Consider the following 496-nt stretch of genomic DNA (forward strand, 5'->3'; position numbering starts at 1 on the left):
TCGAACGTATGTTCGATACGGATCTGCCTGAGCCGGGGTCGTTGGCCGATGCCGACGACAAAGCCCTGGTGGCGGCGATCGCGGGGTGGGCCCGACTGGAGGCCGCCGCCGCGGCACGCCGGCTGGCCGTCATCGGCGAGCTGGTCGCACGGCGCACCCACGGAACCGATGCGGTCAACCGGTCACGCTGGTCGTGCGACTACTGGGACGCCGCGGCCAGCGAGGTCGCCGCCGCCGAGCAGATCAGCCACGGCATGGCCTCCTCACAGATGTATCTGGCCTCGGCACTGCGAGACCGGCTGCCCCAGGTGGCCGCACTGTTCCTCACCGGGGCGATCAACTCCCGACTGGTCGCCACCATCGTCTGGCGCACCACGCTGATCACCAACCCCTACCTCCTGCACGCCATCGACACCGAACTCGCCGAGATCGCCACCGCACTAGGGCCGCTCTCGGCGACCAAAACCGCGGCCGCCATCGACGCCCTGATCGACCG

1 protein-coding gene is annotated in these 496 nt (G+C 69.6%); it reads left to right on the forward strand.

What is annotated here, in order from left to right:
- Window positions 1–41: 41 nt before the first annotated feature.
- On the forward strand, window positions 42–496 hold a 455-nt coding region (locus tag LI94_RS21470), incomplete at its 3' end, for a DUF222 domain-containing protein (protein WP_239651297.1).

The sequence above is a fragment of the Mycobacterium sp. UM_Kg27 genome, assembly GCF_000972905.1.
In the GTDB taxonomy this organism is placed as follows: Bacteria; Actinomycetota; Actinomycetes; order Mycobacteriales; family Mycobacteriaceae; genus Mycobacterium.